Source organism: Streptomyces diastaticus subsp. diastaticus (assembly GCF_011170125.1).
GTDB classification, from domain to species: domain Bacteria; phylum Actinomycetota; class Actinomycetes; order Streptomycetales; family Streptomycetaceae; genus Streptomyces; species Streptomyces diastaticus.
Window position 1 is genome coordinate 783,848 of record NZ_BLLN01000005.1, and the last position, 20,363, is coordinate 804,210.

Below are 20,363 nucleotides of genomic sequence, written 5' to 3' on the forward strand. Positions count from 1 at the left end.
CGTCACCTTCTTCAATAGGATCCGCCGATGATCACAACAAGACGGGCAGCGGTCGTGGTGGCCGCGCTGACGACGGTGCTGGCGGGGGCTCTCCCCGCCGCGTCGACGGCGACCGCGGCCACCACCGCCGACGGGCCCACCGCACGTCCCGCGCCCAAGGTCGAGCTGGTGCTCGACGTGAGCGGCTCCATGAAGGCCCGCGACATCGACGGGCAGTCCCGCATGTCGGCGGCGAAGCAGGCGTTCAACGACGTCATCGACGCCGTGCCCGAGGAGGTCGAACTCGGCATCCGCACCCTGGGCGCCGACTACCCGGGCGAGGACAAGGCACGCGGCTGCAAGGACACGCGGCAGCTCTACCCGGTCGGGCCCATCGACCGCACCGAGGCCAAGGCGGCGGTGGCGACGCTCAGTCCGACGGGCTGGACCCCGATAGGCCCGGCGCTGCTCGGCGCCGCCGAGGACCTGGACGGCGACGACGGCGGCAGCCGCCGCATCGTGCTGATCAGCGACGGCGAGGACACCTGCGGGCCCCTCGACCCGTGCGAGGTGGCGCGGGAGATCGCGGCCAAGGGCGTCGACCTCGTCATCGACACCCTCGGGCTGGTTCCCAACGCCAAGATCCGCCAGCAGCTCTCCTGCATCTCCGACGCCACCGGCGGCACCTACACCGCCGTGCAGCACAAGGACGACCTCTCCGACAAGGTGAAGCAGCTGGTGGACCGCGCGGCCGACCCGGTGGTCACACCGGTGCCGGTGGAGGGTGCGGCGGCCTGCGCCGAGGCCCCGAAGATCGAGCCCGGCCTGTACACCGACCGCCAGCCGCTGGGCACCCACCGGTGGTACCGGGTGGACGTGCTGCCCGGCCAGGAGCTGCGCGCCTCGGTGAGCGTGGCGGCCGACCGGCCGCTCGCCGACGACTACGGCGTACTGCTCCGCGCGGTGACCGCGCACGGGCGCGAGCTGGTACGCGGCTCCGAGGCGGGCAGCGGCCGGACCGACGTGATCTCGTCGGGGCTGCGCCACCCGGAGCGGGAGCGCCCGGACGCCGACGGCGGCGAGCCGGCCGCGACACCGGTCTGCCTGGAGGTCAGCAACTCCTTCGCCGCCGCCTCCGCCAAGGCCGCCGACGCCTCGGCGCCGGGCATGCCGCTGGAGCTGACGGTCGACGTGGTCGACGGCCCGGACGACGCCTCGGACACCGCCGCCTTCGGGCTGGGGCGTGGCTGGTGGCTGCTGGGTGTGCTGGTACTCGCCGGGTTCCTCGGCGGGCTGATCTTCGGCTGGCTGTCGCGCTGGCGCTTCGCCGTCTGGAGGACCCACTGATGCGTACCGCTCTCCGTACCCGGCCCCTGGCCACCGCAGCCGGCGGACGGGGGGCCGCACCGGGCCGGCGTCCCCTCGGGCGCGCCGTCGCGGGGGCCGTGCTGGCCGCCGCCACGCTGTTCACCACGGCTCCGCGGGCGCTCGCCGACACCTCCCCCTCGCCGTCGGCCTCGCAGGACGAGGAGGCCGAGGCCGGCCCGACCGAGGCGGGCACCGCGTTCCGCACCGCCGCGCGGCTCGCGCAGGGGCAGCGCGGCACGGCCTCCGCCTCGACCGGTGACTACCTCTACTGGGTCTTCCCCGCCGACACCGGGCAGCGTCCCACGATCGAGGCGACCGTGTCGCTCCCCGCCGAGCAGGCCCGGCAGGGCGCCTCGACCTGGCGGATCGACGTCTACGACGGACTCCGCCGCCGCCAGCCCTGCACCTACGGGCACCAGGAGCGCCGGGCCGCCGAGGACGCCTCCGAGGTGCGGCTGACCTGCACGCTGCGTACGGTGCGGGCGTTCGCCGAGCCGTGGGCGCACGACCCGCTGCCCGGCGCGTACTACATCCGGCTGACGGTCTCGCGGCTCGCCGCCGACGACCTGGGGCGGCCCTTCAGGGCCGAGGTCGGGGTGGAGTCGCAGGAGACGGGCGGCTCCACCGCGGTCGGCGGGAAGCTCTCGGGACCGCTGCTGCCGGGGATCTCCGCCCTGCCGGCCGCCTCCGACGAGGAGACGGCCGACGAGGACGGGGAGGCGCAGGCACCGCGCCCGGCGGCGCTGGCCGCGCCGGAGGACGGCTGGTCGTCCGGCTGGTGGACCGACCGGTGGCTGTGGACGGCGGGAGGCGCCGTCCTGGCCGCCCTCGCGGGCATCTTCGGCTACACGCTGACCCGGGGCAGCGGCCGTCCCCACCGGGTACCGCCGGGCGTCTGACGGCGCGCCGGCTCCGCGCGCCCCCGGCGGGAGGCGCGCGGAGCCGCCACCGGCGCACGGTGGTGAACACCCCCGTCGCCCCTGGCCCGCACGTGCGGGGCGCTGTAGGTTGCCGAGCCGGCCACCCGTCAGGTGGGCGAGGGGCCGGGTCGCGGCGACCGAGCACGGGTGTGTACGCGGCCCGGGGGGAGAACGGAGGCGACCCGGTGCGGGAAGTGAGTGTGGCGCGCCTGGTCGCCCCGCAGGTCTCCGGCGGCCTCGCCGACTCGGTCCACCAGGCGGCCGAGACCCACCCGGACCGCCCTCAACTGGCCCTGGAGCCCGTCGAGGCGGGCGGCCCCTGGCGCACGGTGACGGCGGGCCGGTTCCGCGACGAGGTGCTGGCACTGGCCCGGGGGCTGCGGGCCGAGGGCGTGGGGCCGGGCGACCGGGTGGTACTGATGTCGCGCACCCGCCCCGAGTGGACGCTCCTGGCGTATGCGCTGTGGTCGCTGGGCGCCGAGCTGGTACCGGTCTACCCCACCTCCTCCATCGAGCAGGTGCGCTGGGTCCTCGCCGACGCGGGGGTCCGGGCGGCGGTCGTGGAGCACAGCGGGCAGGCGATGACGGTGGCGGCCGCCTGCGCGGCCCCGGGGACCCTGCTCGGGCTCTGGCAGCTCGACCTGGGGTGCGCGGACGAACTCGTCGAGCGCGGCGCCGAGGTGACGGAGGACGAGGTACGGCGGCTGCGGGCGGCGGTCCGCCCGGAGTCGACGGCCGTCATCTGCTACACCTCGGGCACCACCGGCACCGCCAAGGGCTGCGTGATCAGCCACGGCAACCTGGCCGCCGAGTGCGACACCCTCATCGCGGGGTGGGGCCACCTGCTGGCCACCGACGGGGCGCAGCCCTCCGTCCTCGCCTTCCTGCCGCTCGCCCACTGCTACTGCCTGATGGTGGCCGTCACCTGCGTACGCGGCGGCTATCTCCTCGCCCACCAGCCGGAGATGGCCCCGGCGCTGCTGCTGCCCGCCCTCGCCTCCTTCCGGCCCACCTTCCTCTTCGCCGTCCCCTACGTCTTCGAGCGGATCTTCGACGAGGCCTGCCGGGAGGCCGAGGCGGCCGGGCAGGGCGCGCTCTTCGAGAAGGCACGGGCGGCCGCCGTCGCGCACGCCCAGGCGCGGGAGGAGCGGGCGGCGGGCACCGGGCACGGCCCGGGACCCGTCGCCAGACTCCGGCACTCGGTCTACGAGCGTGCCGTGTACTCCAGGGTGCGGGCGGTCTTCGGCGGGCGGGTCCGCGCCGCGGTCTCGGGCGGCTCGCCGCTCCGCCGCGAACTGGGCCTGTTCTTCGCGGGCGCCGGGGTGACGGTGTACGACGGCTACGGGCTGACCGAGACCACGGCGGCGGTGACCGCGCAGCCGCCGGGCCGGGTCCGCTTCGGCACCGTGGGCCGCCCGCTGCCGGGTTCGACGGTGCGGATCGCCGACGACGGCGAGGTGTGGGTGCGCGGCGACACGGTCTTCCAGGGCTACCTGCACGGCCCGCCGGCGCTCGCGGGCGGCTGGCTGGCGACCGGGGACACCGGCCGGCTCGACCCGGACGGCTACCTGGTCATCACCGGCCGCAAAAAGGACATCATCATCACCAGCGGCGGCAAGAGCGTCTCCCCGCAACTGCTGGAGGAGCGGTTGCGCCGTCATCCGCTGATCGCGCAGTGCCTGGTGGTCGGCGACGACCGCCCCTACGTGGCGGCGCTGCTCACCGTCGACCCGGAGGCACTGGCGCACTGGCGGCGGCTGCGTGGGGCGTCCGGCCGGGCGCCGGCGGCCCCGGCGGACGACGCGGAGCTGCGGGCCCAGCTCCAGCGGGCGGTCAACCAGGCCAACACCCTGGTGTCGCGGGCGGAGTCGATCCGGGCCTTCGAGGTCCTGCCGGTCGACTTCACCCTCCAGGAGGGGTTGATGACACCCTCGTTCAAGCTCCGTCGCAGCGCCGTGGCGCACGCCTACGCGGACGTCATCGAGGCGCTGTACGCGCGCTGACCGCGAAGGCGCTGCGGGCCGTGCGCGGCCGTGCGGAGAGGAGCCCGCCGGGAGGGGCATGGGCGCGCCGGGCCGGGGCACACGCCCCTCAGACCGACCTGAAGGCCCTTCCCCCTGGCCTGGCAGGTTGCCTCGGCCCCACCGGGCTTCCCCCCTTCGGCCCGGTGGGGCCGCCCCCTTTTCCCGTTGCCCGCGCCCCGACGCGCGCCCGACGATGCGGGTATGCGGATCAAAGCGGTGCACCACGGGGAACTGACGGCACTCCAGGAGATCGAGCGGGCCGCCGGCGTGTGGTTCCGGGAGGCCGGGATGGCGGAGATCGCGGACGACGAGCCGCTGCCGGCCGCCGAGCTGGGCCGGTACGTGCGGGCGGGGCTCGCCTGGGCGGCGGTCGACGGGGCCGGCCGGCCTGTCGCGTACCTGATCGCCGACCGGGTGGACGGGAACCTCCACGTCGAGCAGGTGTCGGTCCACCCGGCCTGCGCGCGCCGGGGCGTCGGCCGGTCCCTGCTGGACCACGCCGCCGGCCGGGCCAGGGCCGAGGGGGCTCCCGCCCTGACGCTGACCACCTTCACCGAGGTGCCGTGGAACGCCCCGTACTACGCACGCTGCGGCTTCCGGCTCCTGGCGGACCGCGAACTGACGCCCGGCCTGCGGGAGATCCGGCGGAGCGAGGCGGCGCACGGCCTGGACCGGTGGCCCCGCAGCTGTATGCGCCGGGAGGTGTGAGCGCGTTGCGGCCGCCTCGGAGAATCGCCCGGCGGGCCTCGCCGCGGCCTTTTCGCAGTGCGCAGGAATTCGCCGGCCGGGGGCAGTTCCCACGCGCCCGCTCCTTCTTCTTCCCGCACCGGGCGCCATTTCTCCACATTCACGGGACACGGTCTTTCCACCCGCCCCCGTACGGGAATCCAGAAAAGCCCAGGACGGATTCACCTGCGGCGAATCTGCACAGCCGTGCCGCACCTCCGTCACCGTCGGCCATACCTTCACCCCGTGCGGACGGCCGAGGTCGACGCCCCGCACCAGGGCTTCACACCGAGGCCCGCGGTGTACACGCCGACGTGACCCCGTCCGTCGCGCGGGCGAGACGGTGTGAAGGTGCTGACGTCCTCCTGTGCCTGGTTCTGCACGCGCCGGGAAGAAGAACGGCACCGGCCGCCGAATTCCGCTCCCGCCGACTGGCCGCTCCGCGCACCGGCGTGCTTTGATCCATCGCACTGCGGCACCGCCTCCGGATCTCCGGTTCAGCGCCTTTCGTCCGGGGGCCGTCGAAAGATTTCCCCTTCTTCCGCACGAGTGCGCCGCAGTGGCTATTTCCGTCAGTGATGCGAAGGGAACTTCCCCCATGAGCCACACCCCCCAGGTCGAGACCGCCGAGATCGCCGACAGCGAGCTGGACAACATCTCCGGCGGCCTCGTCAGCGGCCTCGTCGGCTCGGTCACGGCCGGCGTCGACTCCGTCGCCCCGGTCAGCGAGACCCTCGGCGCCGTCACCGGCACCGTGGAGCAGACCACCGGTCTGAACACCGCCCCGGTCACCGGCCTCGTCGCCGGTCTCTGAGACCCCCGCGCGTCGCCCGACGACGCGTGCGGCCCGCTTCGGCGGACCGCACCGGCCGGTGCCGGGGACCCGAGCGGGTCCCGGGCACCGGCCGCCCCCTTGCCCTCCCCCGGGCGTCCGCGCGACGTCCGCCCCGAACTCCCGGACGCACCGGCGCACCCGCGCGCACGCGTCCGGCGCACCACGGCGACACCGGCCGGCCCCGGCCGGGGCAGCGGCCGGTGCCCGGCAGTCGAGGAAGTCTCCCGTGCGCTTTCGCCAGCAGGCCCTGACCAAACTCCAGTCGCCCGAACAACTCGACCTGCCGGTGCGGTTCGCCCGCCCGCAGGGGCTCCTGGTCCTCGCCGTCACCCTCGTCGTGATGGCCGCGGGCGGCGTCTGGGCCGTGACGGGTTCGGTCGCCACCACTCTGACCGCTCCCGGCGTCCTCACCCACGCCCAGGGCAGCTACATCGTCCAGAGCACCGTCCCGGGCCAGGTCACCGCCGTCCGTACCGCCGAAGGCCGGCGTGTCGCGCGCGGCACGCCGCTGCTCACCGTCCGCACCGCCCGGGGCGACGTGACGATCCGTGCCCTGGCCGCCGGGCGGATCACCGCGCTGGCCGCCGTCCAGGGAGCCGTCGTCACCACCGGCACCGATCTCGCCGCCGTGGAGCGACAGGCCCGCGCCGACGACCCGCTCCTCGCGGTGGTCTACGCCCCCTCCGACAGCGGCGGTTCTCTCAGCGAGGGCGCGGAGGTCGACCTCACCGTGCGGTCGGTGCCCGCGCAGAGCTACGGCGTGCTGCGCGGCACGGTGAAGTCGGTCGGCCGGACTCCCCGGACACGGCAGCAGATCTCCGCCGATCTCGGCTCGGCCCAGCTCGGCGAGGAGTTCTCCCGGGGCGGGCCGCCGATCGCCGTCGAGGTCCGCCTGCGCCCCTCGAAGAGCACCCGCAGCGGCTACACCTGGTCGACCTCCGACGGCCCGCCGCACCCGCTCACCACCCTCACCCTCGTCGACGGCGCCGTCCACCTCGACGAACAGCGCCCGGCCGATTGGCTCCTCCCGTGACCGCACCCGCCGACGCCCCCGCCGCCGGGACCGGCCCCACCGCCCCGCCCACCCCGGGCGGCCGCCGGGGCCGCCGCGCCGCCCCGCCCTCCTCCGGCCGCCGCCGCGCCGCGCCCCCGCGCCGCAGGTCCGGGCGGCGCCTCGTGCGTACCCCCACCGTGCTCCAGATGGAGGCGGTGGAGTGCGGCGCCGCCTGCCTCGCGATGGTCCTGGCCCACCACGGGCGCCACGTCCCGCTGGAGGAGCTGCGGATCGCCTGCGGCGTCTCGCGCGACGGGTCGCGTGCCAGCAACGTCCTGAAGGCGGCCCGCGGTTACGGGCTGACCGCGAAGGGGATGCAGATGGAACCGGCCGCGCTGCGGGAAGTGCGGGCCCCGGCGGTGCTGTTCTGGGAGTTCAACCACTACGTCGTCCACGAAGGGTTCCTGCGGCGCCCCGGGCGGCGCGGCGCGGCGCGCCTCAACGACCCCGACAAGGGACGCCGGGTGGTGAGCGCGGAGGAGTTCGACGCCTCCTTCACGGGGGTCGCCCTGCTCCTCGAGCCGGGCCCGTCCTTCCGCGGGGGCGGCCGCCGGCCCGGTCTGCTCGGCGCGCTCCCCGCCCGGCTGCGCGGCACCGGCGCCACCCTGCTGACGGCGCTCCTGGCCAGCCTGCTGCTGGTCGTCGTGGGCGCCGCGCTGCCCGCGCTCAGCCGGACGTACATCGACCTGTTCCTGATCGGGGAGCGCGGTTCGGTGCTCGGGCCGCTCTTCGCGGCGATGGGCGCGCTGGTGGCGCTGACCGCCTCGCTCACCGCGCTCCAGCAGGCCAACCTGCTGCGCGGGCGGATCATCTCCTCGACGCTGAGCGGCGCCCGGTTCCTGCGCCATCTGCTGCGACTGCCGGTGACCTTCTTCGCCCAGCGCTCCCCCGCCGACCTGGTGCAGCGGCTCCAGTCGAACGACACGGTGGCCGAGACCCTGGCCCGCGACCTGGCGGCGGCCGCCGTGGACGGGGTGGTGGTGGTGCTGTACGCGCTGCTGCTGTGGACGTACGACCCGCAGCTCACCCTGGTCGGGGTGGGGATCGCGCTGCTGAACATCGTGGCGATGCGGGTGGTGATCCACCTGCGGGCCACCCGGACCCGGAAGCTGCGGGCGGACAACGCCCGGCTGACCACCACCGCGTACACCGGCCTCCAGCTCATCGAGACGATGAAGGCGACCGGTGGCGAGGACGGCTTCTTCCGCCGGTGGGCGGGTCAGCACGCGACGACGCTGGAGGAGCAGCAGCGGCTCGGGGTGCCGACGGCGGTGCTGTCGGTGGTGGCTCCGGCGCTGGCCACCTTCAACAGCGCGCTCATCCTGTGGATCGGCGGGCTGCGGGCGGTCGAGGGGCATCTCTCGGTCGGGCTGCTGGTGGCGTTCCAGGCGCTCATGGTGCGGTTCACGGCGCCGCTGACCCGGCTCAACGGCGTCGCGGGCCGCATCCAGGACTTCGCGGCGGACGTGACCCGGCTGCGCGACGTGGAGGCGTTCCCGGCGGACGGGCTGTACCTCCGGGAGGGCACGGCCGGCGGCGGGGCGGACACCCGGCGGCTGGCGGGCCGGGTGGAACTGGACGGGCTGACCTTCGGCTACAGCCCGCTGGACCCGCCGCTGCTGAGGGACTTCTCGCTGACGGTCGGCCCGGGGCGCCAGGTGGCGCTGGTCGGCGGTTCGGGCAGCGGCAAGTCGACCGTCTCGCGGCTGCTGGCGGGCTTGTACCAGCCGTGGGAGGGCACCATCCGCATCGACGGGCGGCCGCTCACCGAGATCCCGCGCCCGGCGCTGGCCGCCTCGGTCTCCTTCGTCGACCAGGACATCTTCCTCTTCGAGGGCACCGTGCGGGAGAACGTCACGCTGTGGGACCCCTCGCTCCCCGACGAGGCGGTGCGCACGGCGCTGCGCGACGCCGGCCTGGAGGAGGTGGTCGCCCGCCGCCCCGACGGCGTCCACGCCCGGGTCGAGCAGGACGGACGGAACTTCTCCGGCGGCCAGCGGCAGCGGCTGGAGATCGCCCGGGCCCTGGTGCGCCGCCCCAGCGTGCTGGTGCTGGACGAGGTGACCAGCGCGCTCGACGCGGAGACCGAGCAGCGGGTGATGGCGGCCCTGCGGCGACGCGGCTGCGCCTGCGTGATCATCGCGCACCGGCTCTCCACCGTCCGCGACAGCGACGAGATCGTGGTGCTGGACGGCGGCCGCGTCGTGGAACGCGGCCGCCACGCCGAACTGGTCGCCCGGGGCGGGGCGTACGCGGCCCTGGTCGAGGAGAAGTGAGATGACGGGTGTGCGGCAGGCCGCCCGTGCCGCGGCGGCCGACCCGGTGACGGCGGTACTCGGCGGGCTCGGCGCGCCGGTGGAGGCGGCCGACGGGACGGTGCTGCCGCTCGGTGGCCCCTCCGCGCTCTGGCTGGTCACCGGGGGCGGCCTCGACCTCTTCGCGGTGGCGGCGGCCGAGGACGGCCACTGGCACTTCCTGGGCCGTCTGGAGGCCGGCACGCTGCTGCTGGGCGCGGTCGAGGGTCCCCGCCACACCCTGGTGGGCCGCCCCTCCTCCCGGTGCGCCCTGCGCCGCCTGCCGCTGCGCGAGCTGTACGCGCCGCCGGGCCGCCCCGAGGCGTACGAGGGGTGGGCGCCGGCCCCGGGGCCACTGGAGCACGCGGTGGCGCTCGGCCTCGGCCGGGGACTCGCCGTGCTGTTCGCCGCGCCGCAGGCGGACGGCCCGGCGCCGGCGGCGGGGCCCGCCGACGAGGACGTGCTGTGGGTGGACGTGCCGCCGGGCAGCGTCCGCCTCGGCGCCGACTTCGCGGCCGAGGCGGCGGCCGACCTGCTGGTCGACGGGGCGCTGTGGCAGTCCCTGGTGGACCAGCAGCACCGGCTGCTGACCGCCGTCGACGGGTGGGTGGAGCGGCTGGAGCGGGCCCACGAGGACCGTGCGGCGGCCGGTGTCCGCGCCGGCGAGGCGGTACGGGAGCGCGCCGACCAGGCCCTGCTCGACTCCATCGGCCGCCGCGACCGGTCCGTCCGGGCGCCCGGCGAGGCGGGCGACGACGCGGTGTACGCGGTCTTCCGCCAGGTGGCGCGGGCCAGCGGCATCCCCCTCCCGGAGGCGGCGGCGCGTTCGGTGGCGGGCGGCGCCCGGCTCGATCCGGTGGAGCGGATGGCGGCCGCCGCACGGCTCCGGACCCGCCCGGTGCGGCTGGCCGGCGCGTGGTGGCGCGCCGACGCCGGTCCGCTGGTGGGCCGGCGCGCCAAGTCCGGCGCCCCCGTCGCCCTGCTGTGGCGGCGCGGCCGGTACGAGGCGCTCAGCCCGGCCACCGGTGCCCGCATCCGGATCGGCGCGAAGGAGGCCGCCGACTTCGAGGAACGCGCCACGATGCTCCACCGGCCGCTGCCCGGCGGTCCGCTGACGCTGCGCCGGCTGATGCTGTTCAGCCTGCGCGGCTCCCGGGGCGACCTGCGCAACCTCGCCCTCAGCGGTCTGGTCACCGTGGCACTGGGCGCCCTGGTGCCGGTGGCGACCGGGCAGGTGCTCGGCGCGTACGTGCCGAGTGCGCGGACCGGGCTGATCGCGCAGATGTGTGTGGCGGTGATGGTGGCCGGGGTGGTCTCGGCGGCGTTCACGCTGCTCCAGTCGCTGACCTTGCTGCGTCTGGAGGGACGGATCGAGGCGGCGTTGCAGCCGGCCGTCTGGGACCGGCTGCTGCGGCTGCCGACGGCGTTCTTCGCGGACCGGTCCACCGGCGAGCTGGCCAGTGCCGCGATGGGTGTCAGCGCGATCCGCCGGGTGCTGTCGGGAATCGGGCCGACGGCCGTGCAGTCGGTGACGGTGGCCGTCGTCAACCTGGTGCTGCTGCTGGTGCACAGCGTGCCGATGGCGCTGGCGGCCATCGGGGTGCTGCTGGTGGTCTCGGTGGTCTTCCTGGTGCTGGGGCTCTGGCAGGTGAAGTGGCAGCGCAGGCTGGTGGAGCTGGGCAACCGGCTGAACAACCAGGCGTTCCAGACTCTGCGGGGGCTGCCGAAGCTGCGGGTGGCGGCGGCGGAGAGCTTCGCGTACGCCGCGTGGGCGCGCGGCTTCGCGCGCAGCCGCCGGATGCAGCAGAGGGCCGGGCGGATCCGGAACCTGTCCACGGTGCTGAGCGCGGTGTACCTGCCGCTCTGCTCGCTGCTGATGTTCGTGCTGCTGGCCGGTCCGGCGCGCGGCACCCTGTCGGCGGCCGAGTTCCTCACCTTCAACACCGCCGTGACGATGATGCTGACCTCGGTGACGCAGTTGACCGGCGCCCTGGTCTCGGCGGTCGCGGTACTGCCGCTGTACGAGCAGGTGCGTCCGGTGCTGGACGCGGAGCCGGAGGTCCGCGCCTCGGCGAGCGCCCCCGGCGAGCTGACCGGTGAGCTGCGGGCCCGGGGGCTGTCCTTCCGGTACACGGAGGACGGGCCGCTGGTCCTGGACGACGTGTCGCTGTCGGTGCGGGCCGGGGAGTTCGTGGCGGTGGTCGGCCCGAGCGGCAGCGGGAAGTCGACGCTGCTGCGGCTGCTGATCGGCTTCGACCGGCCGCTGTCCGGCGCGGTCCTCTACGACGGCCAGGACCTGGCCGCGCTCGACCAGGCGGCGGTGCGGCGGCAGTTGGGCGTGGTGCTGCAGAACGCCCAGCCCCTCACCGGCACCGTGCTGGACTGCGTCTGCGGGGCGGAGGTGTTCACGCAGGAGGAGGCGTGGGCGGCGGCCGAGGCGGCGGGGCTCGCGGAGGACGTCCGGCGGATGCCGATGGGCCTGCACACCATGATCGCGCAGGGCGGCGCGGTCTCCGGCGGCCAGCGCCAGCGGCTGATGATCGCCCAGGCGCTGATCCGCCGTCCCAGGCTGCTCTTCCTGGACGAGGCGACCAGCGCCCTGGACAACGGCACGCAGCGCACCGTGATGGAGTCGACGCGGGCCCTCCGGGCGACCCGGATCGTGGTGGCACACCGCCTGTCGACGGTGCTGGACGCGGACCGGGTGCTGGTCATGGACGGCGGCCGGATCGTGGAGGAGGGCTCCCCCGCCGAGCTGCTGGCCCGGCCCGAGGGCCGGTTGCGGGCGCTGGTGCGCAGGCAACTGGCGTGAGGTCCCGGCCGCGCTCCCCCGAGGGCCGGCGGGCAGGCCCCCCGCCCCGGCGAACGAGGCGGGGGAGAGCCGAGCCGTCCGGCGAGGACCAGGCGGCGGCCACGGCCGCTCCGACAGCCGCGGCCGCTTCGCCCGCCGCCACGAGACGGTCTTCACAGCCGGACTCCCGGCCGCCACCTGGTCGCCGTCCGGGTCGTCCCCGCGCTACGGCCGGCGGGCGATGTTCCTCGTCGGTGCCCAGCCGGTACTGATCGGCGCTGCTCCCTCACGGTGTCCCCGGGTCGCCGCGCCGCCTGTCGGCGAAGGGGCGGGCCGAGGAGGCGGAGGCGATCGTCGCGCGGATCGAGCGGGAGGACGAGGAGACCGTCCGCGAGCCGTTTGGCGGGCACCCGCACGCCGAGACCGCGCGGGGCCCGGCGTGCGGCGCCCAGGCCCTTCCGTGCCTGCGAGGGGGGCACCGCGCCCCGGACTCCCCCGCCACCGTACGGGCCCCTGCCCCGCCCCGGCGCCTCGCCGGGCCCCGCCCTCCGGACCCGTTCCGCCCCTCGCCGCCCGCGCCCACCAGGAAACGCGGCGGCGTCACCCGCCAAGCGCTTCCGGAGGGCCGGCGGGCGCAGGAGGAGCCCCGGCGGCTTCGGGTGGCCCGCCCGAAGTCTTCACTTGAACTCTCAACCATCCGCTATGCTCAGGCGGAGCCATGCTTGACCTTTCAAGCAAGGGCGCTGTGTCCGCCTGCCCCCACACCATGCGGGAGTACCCCTCCATGACGGCCCCCAGCACCTCCCCCACCCTCTCGGCCTGTCCCGGCCGTTCCACCGCCCCGGCCCTCCGCCCGGCCGGTCTCGACGCCGGACTGCTGCTCCTGCGGATCGCGGTCGGCGCGATCATGGCCGCGCACGGCGCGCAGAAGCTGTTCGGCTGGTTCGGCGGCGGCGGCATCGACGGGACCGCCCAGTTCTTCACCTCCGTCGGCTACCCGGCCGGGGAGACGATGGCCACCGTCGCCGCGCTCACCGAGACCTTCGGCGGCCTGGCCCTGATCCTCGGCCTGCTCACCCCGCTGGCCGCCGCCGCGGTCACCGGCACCATGCTCAACGCCCTCGCGGTCAAGTGGGACGGCGGCTTCTTCGCCCCGGAGGGCGTCGAGTACGAGCTGCTCCTCGTCGCCGCCGCGGCGGCCCTCGCCCTGACCGGCCCGGGCCGCCTCGCCGCCGACCGCGCCCTGCCGCCGCTGCGCGAGCACCGCACCACGCACGGCGTCGGGGCCCTGGCCCTCGCCGTGGTCACGGCGGGCGTCGTCCTGCTGCTGCGGGCCTGACCTGCCCCGACCGCCCGGGGCCGCCCGACGGTCCTGGGCGGCCGGCCCGCGCGCCCGGACTGCCCGGCACCCGTGATGGGGTACACCCACCTCATGACCCCGACTCCGGCTTCCGCCCCGTACCGTCTCCTCCCCGGCGCCGAGGACTCCCCCGTACTGCTCCACGTCCCGCACTCCTCGCGGACCGTCCCGCCCGAGGTCCGTCGCGGTCTGCTGCTGGACGACGCGGCGCTCGCCCGCGAACTGGATCTGCTGACCGACGCGCACACCGCCGAACTGGCCGCCCTCGCCACGGCGCTGGCCCCGCACACCCCCTGGCGGTTCGTCAACGGCCTGTCCCGGCTCGTCGTCGATCCCGAGCGCTTCCCCGACGACCGCGAGGAGATGAGCGCGGCCGGCATGGGCGCCGTCTACACCCGTACCGCCCACCGGGCCCCCCTGCGGCCCGACGGTTTCGACCCGGTCCCGCTGCTCGACCGCTACTTCCACCCCTACGCCGAGGCGATGACCGGGGCCGTGCAGGACCGCCTCGACGCCACCGGCCGCGCCGTCATCCTCGATGTGCACTCCTACCCGGCCCGGCCGCTTCCGTACGAGCTGCCGCCCACCGGTCCGCGCCCACCGGTCTGCCTGGGCACCGACGCCTTCCACACGCCGCCCGCCCTGCTCGCCCACGCCCGGGCGGCGTTCGGCGACGCGCCGGACAGCGACCTCGACACGCCGTTCGCCGGGGCTTACGTACCGCTGCGCTTCCACGGCACGGACGCCCGCGTCACCGCGCTCATGCTGGAGCTGCGCCGCGACACCTACCTCACCGAGCCGGCCGGTCCCACCCACGCGGGTCTCACCACGCTCGCCAAGTCCCTCGCCGGCCTGGTCGACCGCGTCTCGGGCTGAGCCGGGCCCGTGACGACGCGCGTCCCGCACCCCGGGGAAGGGGTACGGGACGCGTGCGCCGGGCGACGCGGGGGTTCAGAAGAAGACCCCGCACCGCAGGGAGACGTTGGCGTACGGAGTCGCCTCGCCGGTGCGGACCACCAGTCGGGCCCGCGCGGTGCGTGCCTTCAGCTCCTCATGGCTGACGTGGTCCAGCCCGGGCAGCCGCTCGGCGAGCATCCCGGCGGTGCCGGGCGCGGCGGTGCGCACCTCCTCGGCGGCCGTCGCGCCTTCCACCACCAGCTCCGCGAGGAGCCCGTCGAGGACCTCGGCGAAGGAGGGGACCCCGGCCCGGAAGGCCAGGTCGACCACGCGCGGACCCGGCGGTATCGGCATGCCCGCGTCGCAGACGAGGACCTCGTCGCCGTGGCCGAGTTCGGCCAGCGCCCCGGCGAGGTGCCGGTTGAGGATGCCGGAGCGCTTCACGAGGCGCCCACCTCCTCGGCGGTCGGGTACGACGCCTGGGCGCCGGGCCGGGTGACGGCGGCGGCACCGACCCGCACCGCGTACCGGGCCGCCTCGGCCAGGCTCTCGCCGAGGCCGAGCCGCCAGGCGAGAGCGGCCGTGAAGGCGTCGCCCGCGCCGGTGGTGTCGACCGCCTCGACCTTGAGGCTCGGCACCCGTACGCCCTCCGGGGCACCGGCCTCGGCGACCAGCGCGCCGTCCGCGCCGAGGGTGACGACCACCGAGCGCGGGCCGAGGGCCAGCAGCCCTCGCGCCCACTCCCCGGGGGCCTCGCCCGCCGCCTCGCCCAGGATGAACCGGGCCTCGTGCTCGTTGACCACCAGCGGGTCGCAGGCGGCCAGCACCTCGGCGGGCAACGGCGCGGGCGGCGACGGGTTGAGCACCAGCCGCCCCTCGGGGGGCAGGGTCCGCACCAGCTCCGCCACCGTCTCCAGCGGGATCTCCAGCATGGTGGAGACCACCCGCGCCCCCGCCACGAGGGGCGCGGCGGCCCGCACGTCGGCCGGGGTGAGCCGGGCGTTGGCCCCCGGGGAGACGACGATGCTGTTGTCGCCCGAGGGGTCCACGGTGATCAGGGCGACTCCGGTGGGCGCCCCGCCGGCCAGTACCCCGGAGGTGTCGGTGCCGGCCGCGCGCTGCGCGTCGAGCAGCAGCCGGCCGTGGGCGTCGTCGCCGACCCGCGCCAGCAGCGCCGTACGGGCGCCGAGGCGGGCGGCGGCGACGGCCTGGTTGCCGCCCTTGCCGCCAGGGTGGACCGCGAGATCGGAGCCGAGCACCGTCTCGCCGGGGGCCGGCCTGCGTTCGACACCGATCACCAGGTCGGCGTTGGCCGAACCGACGACCAGCAGGTCGTGGCCCGCGTGCTCTTCCTGCACGATGGTTTCCCGCTTCCTCAACTCGGTCTTCCTCAGGAGAAGTCGGCGACGTTCTTCGCGGTGACGACCTTGACCGGCACCATCACCTGGGCCTCGGTCTTCTCCCCGCGCGCGGCCTTGACGGCGTTCTGCACGGCGGCCTTGCCGAGTTCGTCGGGCTGCTGGGCGACGGAGGCGAACAGGGTTCCCGCCTCGACCGCCTTCAGCCCGTCGGGCGTCCCGTCGAAGCCGACCACGGCGACATCCTTGCCCGCCTTGGCGCCGAGCGCCTTCGCCGCGCCGAGCGCCATCTCGTCGTTCTCGGCGAAGACGCCGTCGATGTCGCCGTTGCCCTGGAGCAGGTTGGTCATGACGTCCAGGCCCTTGGAGCGGTCGAAGTCGGCCGGCTGCTTGGCGACGACCTTGATGTCCGGGAACTCCTTGAGCCCCTCGGCGAAGCCGGCGCCGCGCTCACGGCTGGCGGAGGTGCCGGCCGTGCCCTGGAGGACGACGATCTTGCCCTTGCCGCCCAGCTCCCCGGCGAGCGACCGGGCGGCGAGCTTGCCGCCCTCGACGTTGTCGGAGGCGACGAACGCGGCCGTGTCGGCCTTGTTGACCCCGCGGTCGGCGGCGATCACCGGGATCTCCGCCTTGTTGGCACCGCGCACGGCGGGGCCCACGGCGTCGGAGTCGACCGGGTTGACGATGACCGAGGCCACGCCGGAGCTGGTGAAGTTCTGGAGCTGGTTGGCCTGCTGGGAGGCGTCGTTCTGGGCGTCGGTGACGGTCAGTTCGACCCCGGCGGCCTTCGCCTCGGCCTGGGCGCCCTCCTTCATCTGGACGAAGAAGGGGTTGTTGAGGGTGGAGAGCGACATGCCGATCTTGGTGGTGGTCGAGGACGAGCCCGGGTTGAGCACCGAGACGGCGGCGACCACGGCGGCCACGACGAGGGCGGCTGTACCGAACTTGGCCGCGTTCTTCTTCCTGCCGCCCGAGCCCGGCGCTCCCGGTGCTCCGGCGGCGCCCGCCGTGGAGCCGGTGCGGCGGCGCAGCGTGTCGAGGAGGACGGCGAGCGCGATGACGACGCCGATGACGACCTGCTGCCAGAAGGCGGAGACGGAGAGGAGGTTGAGGCCGTTGCGGAGCACGGCGAGGATCAGCGCGCCGATGAGGGTGCCCGACGCCTTGCCGACACCGCCGGCGAGGCTGGCGCCGCCGATGACGACGGCGGCGATGGCGTCCAGCTCGTACCCCTGGGCGGCCTGCGGCTGCGCGGAGGAGAGGCGGGAGGCGAGGACGACGCCGGCGACGGCCGCGAAGAGGCCGGAGAGGGCGTAGATGACGAGCTTCTGGCGCTTGACGCGGATGCCGGAGAGGCGGGCCGCCTCCTCGTTGCCGCCGATCGCGTACATCGAGCGGCCGATGTAGGTGCGGCGCAGCACGACAGCGGTGATCAGGCCCATCGCGATCATGACCAGCACGGGCACCGGCAGCCAGCCGCCGAGGGTGTCACCGAGCTTGGAGACCGAGTCGGGGAAGGCGATGGGGCTGCCCTGCGAGATGACCAGGGAGAGACCGCGTCCGATGGAGAGCATGGCCAGCGTCGCGATGAACGGCGGGAGTTTGCCGTACGAGATGAGCGCGCCGTTGACCAGGCCGCAGGCGAGGCCGGTGGCGGCGGCGAGCAGCACCGCGAGGACGACGGGTACGCCTTCACTGGTGGCCAGCCAGGCCAGCACGGTGGCCGACAGGGCGGCGACCGAGCCGACCGAGAGGTCGATGCCGGCCGAGACGATGACGAAGGTGACGCCGAAGGCGAGGATCGCGGTGACCGCGGCCTGGACGCCGACGTTGAGCAGGTTGTCCGTGGTCAGGAAGTCGCCGGAGAGCACCGACATGGCGACGACCAGGACCACCAGGGCGCTGAGCGCGCCGTTGTCGAGCAGGACGCGGCGCAGTGCCGAGGCGGAGCCGCCGCCGCTGCCCGTGTTGTTCTTGACGGTGTCAGTGGCCACGGGGGGCCTCCACTTCCTTCACTGCGGGGTCGTTCGAGGGGGGTGTGGTGACGGCGAGGGCCATCACGGCGTCCTGGGTGGCGGCGTCACCGGTGAGTTCACCGGCGAGGCGGCCCTGGGCCATGACCAGGACGCGGTCGCTCATGCCGAGGACCTCGGGCAGGTCGCTGGAGATCATCAGCACGGCGTGGCCGGAGGCGGTCAGCTCGTTCATGAGCTGGTAGATCTCCACCTTGGCGCCCACGTCGATGCCGCGGGTGGGCTCGTCGAGGATGAGCACCTTGGTGTCGGCCAGCAGCCACTTGCCGATGACGACCTTCTGCTGGTTGCCGCCGGAGAGGGTGCGCACGTGCTGGCCGAGGCCCGCCATCCGCACGCCGAGTTGTTCGGCGATGCGGGCGGCGGCGGTGCGCTGGCCCTTGAGGTCGACCAGGCCGCCGCGCGAGGCGGACCTGAGGGTGACCAGGCCGAGGTTCTCCTGCACGGAGGCGTCGAGCACCAGCCCCTGGCCCTTGCGGTCCTCGGGGACCAGCCCGAGCCCGGCGGCCATGGCGGCGTTGACGTCGTGGCGGGGCAGCTCACGGCCGAGCACCTCGACGCTGCCCCGGTCGTACGGGTCGGCGCCGAAGACGGCACGGGCGACCTCGGTGCGTCCGGCACCGACCAGTCCGGCGAGGCCGACGATCTCTCCGGCCCGGACTTCGAAGGCGACGTCCTGGAAGACGCCGTTTTGGGTGAGACCGCGCACGGTCAGCAGCGGCTCGCCCTGTTCCGGGTGCTCCCGCGGGTACTGCTGGTCGATGCTGCGGCCGACCATCAGGCGGACCAGTTCGTCCTCCGGCGTGGAGGCGGGGACCTGCTCGACGGAGCGGCCGTCGCGCAGCACGGTGACGCGGTCGCCGAGGGCGGCGATCTCCTCCAGGTGGTGGGTGATGAAGATGATGCCGACGCCGTCGGCGCGGAGCTGCCGCACGATGGCGAAGAGCTTCTCCACCTCCTCGGAGGTGAGGACGGCGGTCGGCTCGTCCATGATCAGCACGCGCGCGTCGAGGCTGAGCGCCTTGGCGATCTCCACCATCTGGAGGCGGGCGATGCCGAGGTCGCGGACCCGGGCGCGCGGGGAGACCTGGACGCCGACGCGGCGCAGCAGTTCCTCGGCGTCGGCCTCCATCTTCCTTCGGTCGATGAGGCCGAACCGGCGCGGCTGGCGGCCGAGGAAGATGTTCTCGGCGACCGTGAGGTCCGGTACCAGGTTGAACTCCTGGTAGATGGTGGCGATCCCCAGACGCTCGGCGTCCTGGGCGCTCTGGATGCGCACCTCGCGGCCCTCGGCGTAGAGGGTGCCGCTGTCGGGGCGGTAGGCGCCGGAGAGCATCTTGATCAGGGTGCTCTTGCCGGCCCCGTTCTCACCGAGCAGCACGTGCACCTCGCCGCGGCGCAGGTCGAAGTCGACCGAGTCGAGGGCGACGACGCCGGGGAAGGTCTTGCGGATGTTCTCGATGCGCAGCAACTCGTCCGGGTTGCTCACAGCTTGCTCCTTGCGTCGCGGGGGTCGGGTGCCGTCGTGGCGGGCTCGCCGCAGGAACGGCGGACGACGAGGTGGGAGGGGAGGATGACCGACTGCGGTTCCCTGCCCTCGATGAGGTCGGCCAGGGCACGCACGGCGGCCCGGCCGAGGTCTGCGGTGGGCTGGGCGACGGCGGTGATCGGCGGCCCGGTGTGCACGAACCAGGGGATGTCGTCGAAGGCCGCGAGGCCGATGTCGTCCGGGACCGCGAGGCCCCGGGCGCGGATCGCGTCGAGCGCGCCGAGCGCCATCAGGTTGTCGGCGGCGAAGACCACGTCGGGTGGCTCGGGCAGGGCGAGGAACCCCTCGGTGACGCGCCGTCCGCTGTCCGCCTGGAAGTCGCCCTGGCCGACGAGTTCGGCGGGGAGCGGGATGCCGTGGGCGCGCAGGGCCTGGCGGAAGGCCTCGACGCGCTCGTGCCCGGTGGTGGTCGCGGCGGGTCCGGCGATGATGGCGAGCCTGCGGTGGCCGAGGCCGTGCAGGTGGGCGACGAGGTCCCGGATGGCACCGGTGCCGTCGGACCGGACCACGGGGACGTCGAGGCCCGGCATCCAGCGGTCGACGAAGACCATCGGGGTGGGGCCCTCGGCGGTCTGCCGCATCAGCGGGGAGCTGCCGTCGGCGGGGGAGACGAGGAGTCCGTCGATCCGCCGGTCGAGCAGGGTCCGCACGTGGTGGTCCTGGAGGTCGGGCCGCTCGTTGGCGTTACCGATGACGACGCTGTAGCCGAGCGCCCGCGCCTCCTCCTCCACCGACCGGGCCAGTTCGGTGAAGTACGGGTTGAGCACGTCACTGATGACCAGGCCGAGGGTCCGCGTCTGGTCGGTGCGCAGCGACCGGGCGAGGGCGTTGGGCCGGTATCCGAGCCCTTCCACGGCGGCCATCACCCGGGTGCGGGCGCCTTCGCTCACCGACGGGTGCCCGTTCAGCACCCGCGAGACCGTGGCGACGGAAAGCCCCGCCGCCGCGGCGACATCCTTGATGCCCGCCATGTCCGGACCACCTCCTTGTGGCTCCGTCCGCCGTGGCGCCAGGCAGCACTGAGCTGAGGGACCACGGGGCGTGGAAACGATTACAAGGATGATTGGAAACGATTACAGGGGCGGAAGGCAAGGGGGTGCGGAGGTGAGAAATCAGATCGTGATGAGCGCGCTCAGATGAGCGACACGGCGGGTGCGGCCGGAGGGGGCCCGGGC

General features: G+C 74.8%; 15 protein-coding genes. 10 read left to right on the top strand and 5 right to left on the bottom strand.

Annotated features, from left to right (window positions below; all coding sequences use genetic code 11):
- Positions 1-27: 27 nt before the first annotated feature.
- From Sdia_RS20980 to Sdia_RS21025, 10 genes are all read left to right on the top strand, one after another.
- Entirely contained in the window at positions 28-1,326 is a 1,299-nt protein-coding gene (locus Sdia_RS20980; protein WP_153054883.1) for a VWA domain-containing protein, read from the top strand.
- Positions 1,326-2,246, top strand: a complete 921-nt coding sequence (locus Sdia_RS20985) for a hypothetical protein (RefSeq protein WP_124287889.1) — start codon at positions 1,326-1,328, stop codon at positions 2,244-2,246. Before Sdia_RS20980 ends, Sdia_RS20985 begins: the two co-directional genes overlap by 1 nt.
- 206 nt (positions 2,247-2,452) lie before the next feature.
- Positions 2,453-4,270, top strand: coding sequence for an AMP-dependent synthetase/ligase (locus Sdia_RS20990; protein ID WP_189499875.1), 1,818 nt, complete (start codon positions 2,453-2,455; stop codon positions 4,268-4,270).
- A 222-nt stretch (positions 4,271-4,492) separates the two neighbouring features.
- Positions 4,493-4,999, top strand: coding sequence for a GNAT family N-acetyltransferase (locus Sdia_RS20995; RefSeq protein ID WP_100453638.1), 507 nt, complete (start codon positions 4,493-4,495; stop codon positions 4,997-4,999).
- A 616-nt stretch (positions 5,000-5,615) separates the two neighbouring features.
- Positions 5,616-5,831 (top strand): type A2 lantipeptide, encoded by a 216-nt coding sequence (locus tag Sdia_RS21000; RefSeq protein ID WP_100453637.1) that lies wholly within the window; start codon positions 5,616-5,618, stop codon positions 5,829-5,831.
- A 247-nt stretch (positions 5,832-6,078) separates the two neighbouring features.
- Entirely contained in the window at positions 6,079-6,885 is an 807-nt protein-coding gene (locus tag Sdia_RS21005) for a biotin/lipoyl-containing protein (protein ID WP_100453636.1), read from the top strand.
- Complete coding sequence (locus Sdia_RS21010) at positions 6,882-9,182, top strand: NHLP family bacteriocin export ABC transporter peptidase/permease/ATPase subunit (protein WP_100453635.1); 2,301 nt, start codon at positions 6,882-6,884, stop codon at positions 9,180-9,182. Before Sdia_RS21005 ends, Sdia_RS21010 begins: the two co-directional genes overlap by 4 nt.
- Position 9,183: 1 nt before the next feature.
- Positions 9,184-12,012: an NHLP bacteriocin export ABC transporter permease/ATPase subunit gene (locus Sdia_RS21015; RefSeq protein ID WP_189499874.1), complete on the top strand. Its 2,829-nt coding sequence runs from the start codon at positions 9,184-9,186 to the stop codon at positions 12,010-12,012.
- A gap of 763 nt (positions 12,013-12,775) precedes the next feature.
- On the top strand, positions 12,776-13,330 hold the full coding sequence (locus Sdia_RS21020; protein WP_229830325.1) for a DoxX family protein: 555 nt from the start codon (positions 12,776-12,778) through the stop codon (positions 13,328-13,330).
- Positions 13,331-13,405: 75 nt separating this feature from the next.
- Positions 13,406-14,227, top strand: a complete 822-nt coding sequence (locus Sdia_RS21025; RefSeq protein WP_100454344.1) for an N-formylglutamate amidohydrolase — start codon at positions 13,406-13,408, stop codon at positions 14,225-14,227.
- Positions 14,228-14,302: 75 nt separating this feature from the next.
- Here Sdia_RS21025 and rbsD read toward each other — a convergent pair whose 3' ends face one another.
- Genes rbsD through Sdia_RS21050 form a run of 5 tightly spaced genes read right to left on the bottom strand, consistent with a single transcriptional unit; the run spans position 14,303 to position 20,159 of the window.
- Positions 14,303-14,692: a D-ribose pyranase gene (rbsD, locus tag Sdia_RS21030; RefSeq protein WP_100453632.1), complete on the bottom strand. Its 390-nt coding sequence runs from the start codon at positions 14,690-14,692 to the stop codon at positions 14,303-14,305.
- Entirely contained in the window at positions 14,689-15,606 is a 918-nt protein-coding gene (locus Sdia_RS21035; RefSeq protein ID WP_115069254.1) for a ribokinase, read from the bottom strand. The genes rbsD and Sdia_RS21035 overlap by 4 nt, the downstream gene beginning before the upstream one ends.
- Before the next feature lie 32 nt (positions 15,607-15,638).
- Entirely contained in the window at positions 15,639-17,600 is a 1,962-nt protein-coding gene (locus Sdia_RS21040) for an ABC transporter permease/substrate-binding protein (protein ID WP_115069253.1), read from the bottom strand.
- Positions 17,590-19,128, bottom strand: coding sequence for a sugar ABC transporter ATP-binding protein (locus Sdia_RS21045; protein ID WP_100453629.1), 1,539 nt, complete (start codon positions 19,126-19,128; stop codon positions 17,590-17,592). Before Sdia_RS21045 ends, Sdia_RS21040 begins: the two co-directional genes overlap by 11 nt.
- Complete coding sequence (locus Sdia_RS21050) at positions 19,125-20,159, bottom strand: LacI family DNA-binding transcriptional regulator (protein ID WP_100453628.1); 1,035 nt, start codon at positions 20,157-20,159, stop codon at positions 19,125-19,127. Before Sdia_RS21050 ends, Sdia_RS21045 begins: the two co-directional genes overlap by 4 nt.
- Positions 20,160-20,363 lie beyond the last annotated feature (204 nt).